The following is a 3967-nucleotide window of genomic DNA, read 5'->3' as shown; positions in this document are numbered from 1 at the left end:
TTTCTTTGCTTCGTTTCTTTGCGCGTTTGCAAAGAAATGAAGTCCCGCCCCGGATAGGGGCTAACAGAAATAAGCAAGAAAATCCGACTTAAGCAGAACGACCACGCTAGCAGAAGGACTCAATGCTATCCCCACACTCGCCGCGAGCAGCACCCCCTCCCACCCTAGCCCCACACTCTCCGCGAGCAGCACCCCGCTCCCCCCAAAAAACCACCGTACCCCCGGCGAACCCAGCCAACCTGTGCGAAAATCACGGTTCTTGATAAATATCAACCCCGCAGTTACCCCGATGCCCACCGACTCCCCTCTGTCACGTCGAGCCGATCTCGCCATTACCGGCCGCATCATCTCCGTTGTCGCCTTTACGTTCCTCTGCTACCTCACCATCGGCATCCCACTCGCGGTTCTGCCAGGCTTCGTGCACACCGATCTCGCCTACGGATCAGTCATGGCAGGTGTCGCAATCAGCGTCCAGTATTTCGCCACACTCGCCACGCGCCCGCTCGCAGGCCGCACCGCCGACACCATCGGCCCAAAACAGACAGTGCTCTACGGCCTCACCGCCTGCGCGATCAGCGGCGTATTCCTACTGGCAGCAGCGCTCGCAGCACAATGGCATTCCGTCAGCCTCGCGCTGCTGATCGTCGGACGACTAGTCCTCGGCTTCGGCGAAAGCTGGGTGGGAACAGGCGCGATCACGTGGGGTATCGGACGCGTCGGAGTGACAGGAAGCGCACGCGTAATCTCGTGGAACGGCATCGCGACCTATGGCGCCCTCGCAATCGGCGCGCCGCTCGGCGTAGCAATGGATCGCTCGATTGGATTTGCATCGCTGGGCTCCCTGGTGATCGCGCTCGGCCTGCTCGGTTACTGGCTCGCCACACGCATGCCACCCGTGCCCCTCGTGCACGGCGAGCGCATGTCATACAGAAGCGTGTTTTTTCGCGTGTTCCCCCACGGCATGGGACTCGCGCTGGGATCGGCAGGATTCGGCTCGATCGCAACCTTCATCACGCTCTTCTATGCCTCCCACAACTGGCCCGACGCGGCTCTATCACTGACCGTTTTCGGCACAATGTTCGTAGGCTCGCGGCTGTTGTTCGCCAACACAATCAAGATTTTCGGCGGCTTGCGCGTGGCAATCGTGTCGTTCACATTCGAATGCGTCGGCTTGCTAATGCTCTGGCTCGCCGCCGATCCCGCCGTCGCGCTGGCTGGCGCAGCCCTGACGGGTTTCGGCTTCGCGCTGATCTTCCCCTCGCTCGGAATGGAAGCAGTCGGCCTCGTGCCGCCAGCAAGCCGTGGCGCCGCACTCTCAGCGTATTCAGTGTTCCTAGATTTATCACTGGGCGTGACAGGGCCGCTTGCCGGGTATATCGCCGGGGAATTCGGCTTTAGCTCCGTGTATTTGTTCGCTGCGGTCGCATCGGCCGCAGGAGTGGCACTGACCGTCGGGCTGTACATGCGCGCAGGACGCGGGTTGGGCGGCGCGGCTGCAGCCTGAAGGATTACGTATTGGTAGCTGGCCGGGTTGCGGGTTGCGCGGGTTGCGCGGGTTGCGGGTTGCGGGTTTGCGGGTTTGCGGGTTTGCGGGTTTGCGGGTTTGCGGCTTGCGGATTGCGGATTGCGGCTTTGCTGGCGGGGCTAGCTACGCCCCGCCCTAAGCCAGCGTGACCACCGCGCTTTGGCTCGTCATACCTCATGCGATAATTTTCTGCTCCTCGTTTCGAGTCCAGCGTCGACCGGTTTTCATTCATCCTTCGATACCCCGCGGCCATGACCAACGCCCTCTCCCACCATTTCCTCAGCATGGCGTACAACAACGCGTGGGCGAACCATCGCTTGTTGAAGGCATGCGCCGCGCTGAGCCAAGCCGATTTCGTCGCGCCGCGCACGAGCTTTTTTCCCTCGATCAAGGCGACGCTAAACCATATCCTGACCGTAGATTGGTTTTATATCGATGCGTTTGAGCGCGAAAACGCGCGGCAGCCTGCGAACGAAACCCCAATGGATTTCTTCGTTCCGGAAGAGCCCTTCAATACCGTAAACGACGTGCATCGAGAACAAACGTTGGCGGATCGTAGGCTGATTGCCTACTGTGCCGGGCTAACCGATGATCAATTACAGCGCGTCGTTACGATCAATCGTTCGCGCACGATCCAGCGCGAAACGCGCGCCAGACTGCTTGGCCATGTGTTCCAGCATCAGGTCCATCATCGTGGCCAGGTCCACGCAATGCTGGCAGGAACACCGGTCAAGCCCCCGCCGCTCGACGAGTTTTTCTGCACCTTCGATACCGCCCAACGCGCCCAGGATCTTGCCGAAATGGGGTTGTCGGAGGCGGTCGTCTGGGGCAAAACCTGAGAACCTGCTAACAACTCCTGAAGACCTCCGAGCCGCAGTGCCTTAGAATCGCCGCTTGGTCCCTACTTGCTGCGCCTTATGAATACGACATCGGAAGACCGCTGGCGCGACTTGCGCCCGGACCCGGACAGCGATACCCCGCTTTATCTGCAACTCGCTCGCAAGCTCGGCAACGCGATCCACGACAATCGATGGAACGCCGGAGAAGCGCTGCCGTCGGAGCGGGTTTTGTCGGAGGCACTGGGCGTGTCGCGGATTACGTCGCGCAAGGCAATCGCGTTGCTTGTCGAGCAGGGGCTTATTCGGCGAACGCAAGGCGCCGGGTCGTTTATCACGCCACGCTATGAAGATCCGCTTTCGCGCTTGTCGAGCTTTAGCGAAATGCTGCGGCGACGGGGATTTACGCCGAGCTCCAAGTGGCTGTCGCGGGTTATCGAACCGGCTAATCGCGATGAGGTCATTCAGTTAGGGTTATCGCCGGCTGCGGCCGTCACGCGCTTGCGGCGCCTGCGCCTGGCGGATGGCATCGTCATGGCGGTTGAGAATTCGACTTTTCCTGCAGCGCTTATTCCCGATCCCTCAGCCGTTGGAGATTCGCTTTATAGCTTTCTAGAGCAGCGAGGTCTTTCGATCGTTCGCGCCTTGCAGCATTTTCGCGCCGTGAATGCTTCCAGCGAAATCGCGGAGCAGATGGGGATCGCGCCCCACGACGCACTTCTGTTGATTACCCGGGTGGGCTATACCGCCGATCAGCGACCCATCGAGCTTACCGATACTTATTGTCGGAACGACTACTATGACTTTGTCGCGGAGTTGAGGAAGTAGCTTTGGGCAGCGCACGGGGGTTCTCGGCGGCACCTCGGGGTTTCGTTCGCCCGGTCCTACGTCAACCTTGAAAAAAGACGAAGCAAAGGAAGCGACTTTCAACATCCTGCTTCAAAGCGGCCGCCGCATCACTCAATCCTCCGGCATTCCAGCCACTAACCGCAAGCACGATCGCGACAGCTTAAAATGAATCGCATTCCTGATCATTTTCCTTACCCACCCCCTTCTTAGTCAACAATACGCCGCGAGGATGCGTAAACGTTCGCGCGCCTTCGTTACATCTGTCGCTTGGACACGCAATGACATCCGCCCATGGATAAAGACATTCTTAACAACCTAAGCAATCCTTATCTTAAACGCTGTCGCTAGCGCAAAAATCACCCCCCGCAACAATACGAATCAACACCCGGAGCCACTACAATACCGGCACCGACTGGCGGCCAGCCAGCCCACCGCACGAACACTGATCCGACCCTATGCATCGAAGAATGATTGATAAGAAGCCCACCTCCCGAGTCGGCCGCTGGCGGCACGCCATAACCCTGGCGATGGTAATCGCCACAATAGCCACAACGTGCGCCTCCGTCGAGGCTCGCACCAGCACCAAGGCCGATTCGCACAAGCACGCTTCCCAACGCGCAGCAATAAAATCGAACGCCCGCATACGCGTGCCATCGGGCCCGCTGCCACCCACCGTCATGGCAGCGCTCGCACGCGCCCACGTGCCTCTATCGTCGATGAGCGTCGTCGTCGAGCGCATCGGCGCCCCCGTGCCACT

At 59.8% G+C, this 3967-nt stretch carries 5 protein-coding genes; 4 read left to right on the top strand and 1 reads right to left on the bottom strand.

Features of this window, described 5'->3' with window-relative positions; translation table 11 throughout:
* The first annotated feature begins 289 nt into the window (after window positions 1-289).
* The 4 genes from WCA53_RS17760 (at window position 290) to WCA53_RS17745 (ending at window position 3379) form a co-directional block, all read left to right on the top strand.
* Window positions 290-1504 carry an MFS transporter gene (locus tag WCA53_RS17760; RefSeq protein ID WP_423913293.1) on the top strand — a complete coding sequence of 405 codons (1215 nt, stop codon included), beginning with the start codon at window positions 290-292 and terminating at the stop codon, window positions 1502-1504.
* A gap of 272 nt (window positions 1505-1776) precedes the next feature.
* Window positions 1777-2364 carry a DinB family protein gene (locus tag WCA53_RS17755; RefSeq protein ID WP_423913290.1) on the top strand — a complete coding sequence of 196 codons (588 nt, stop codon included), beginning with the start codon at window positions 1777-1779 and terminating at the stop codon, window positions 2362-2364.
* 78 nt (window positions 2365-2442) lie between these two features.
* Window positions 2443-3189: a GntR family transcriptional regulator gene (locus tag WCA53_RS17750; protein ID WP_423913286.1), complete on the top strand. Its 747-nt coding sequence runs from the start codon at window positions 2443-2445 to the stop codon at window positions 3187-3189.
* 67 nt (window positions 3190-3256) lie between these two features.
* Window positions 3257-3379 (top strand): hypothetical protein, encoded by a 123-nt coding sequence (locus WCA53_RS17745; protein WP_423913282.1) that lies wholly within the window; start codon window positions 3257-3259, stop codon window positions 3377-3379.
* Window positions 3380-3604: 225 nt separating this feature from the next.
* Here the strand turns inward: WCA53_RS17745 and WCA53_RS17740 are convergent.
* A partial coding sequence (locus WCA53_RS17740; RefSeq protein ID WP_423913279.1) for a hypothetical protein occupies window positions 3605-3967 on the bottom strand: 363 nt, incomplete at its 5' end.

This window comes from Caballeronia sp. (assembly GCF_049581465.1).
GTDB lineage: Bacteria > Pseudomonadota > Gammaproteobacteria > Burkholderiales > Burkholderiaceae > Caballeronia.
Note: the sequence above shows the minus strand (reverse complement) of the source record. Positions and strands in the feature narration are given on the sequence as shown.

Excerpts from the sequence above, each read along its gene's own strand:
- WCA53_RS17760 (WP_423913293.1), top strand. The coding sequence starts at position 290 with ATGCCCACCGACTCCCCTCTGTCACGTCGAGCCGATCTCGCCATTACC.
- WCA53_RS17755 (WP_423913290.1), top strand. The coding sequence starts at position 1,777 with ATGACCAACGCCCTCTCCCACCATTTCCTCAGCATGGCGTACAACAAC.
- WCA53_RS17750 (WP_423913286.1), top strand. The coding sequence starts at position 2,443 with ATGAATACGACATCGGAAGACCGCTGGCGCGACTTGCGCCCGGACCCG.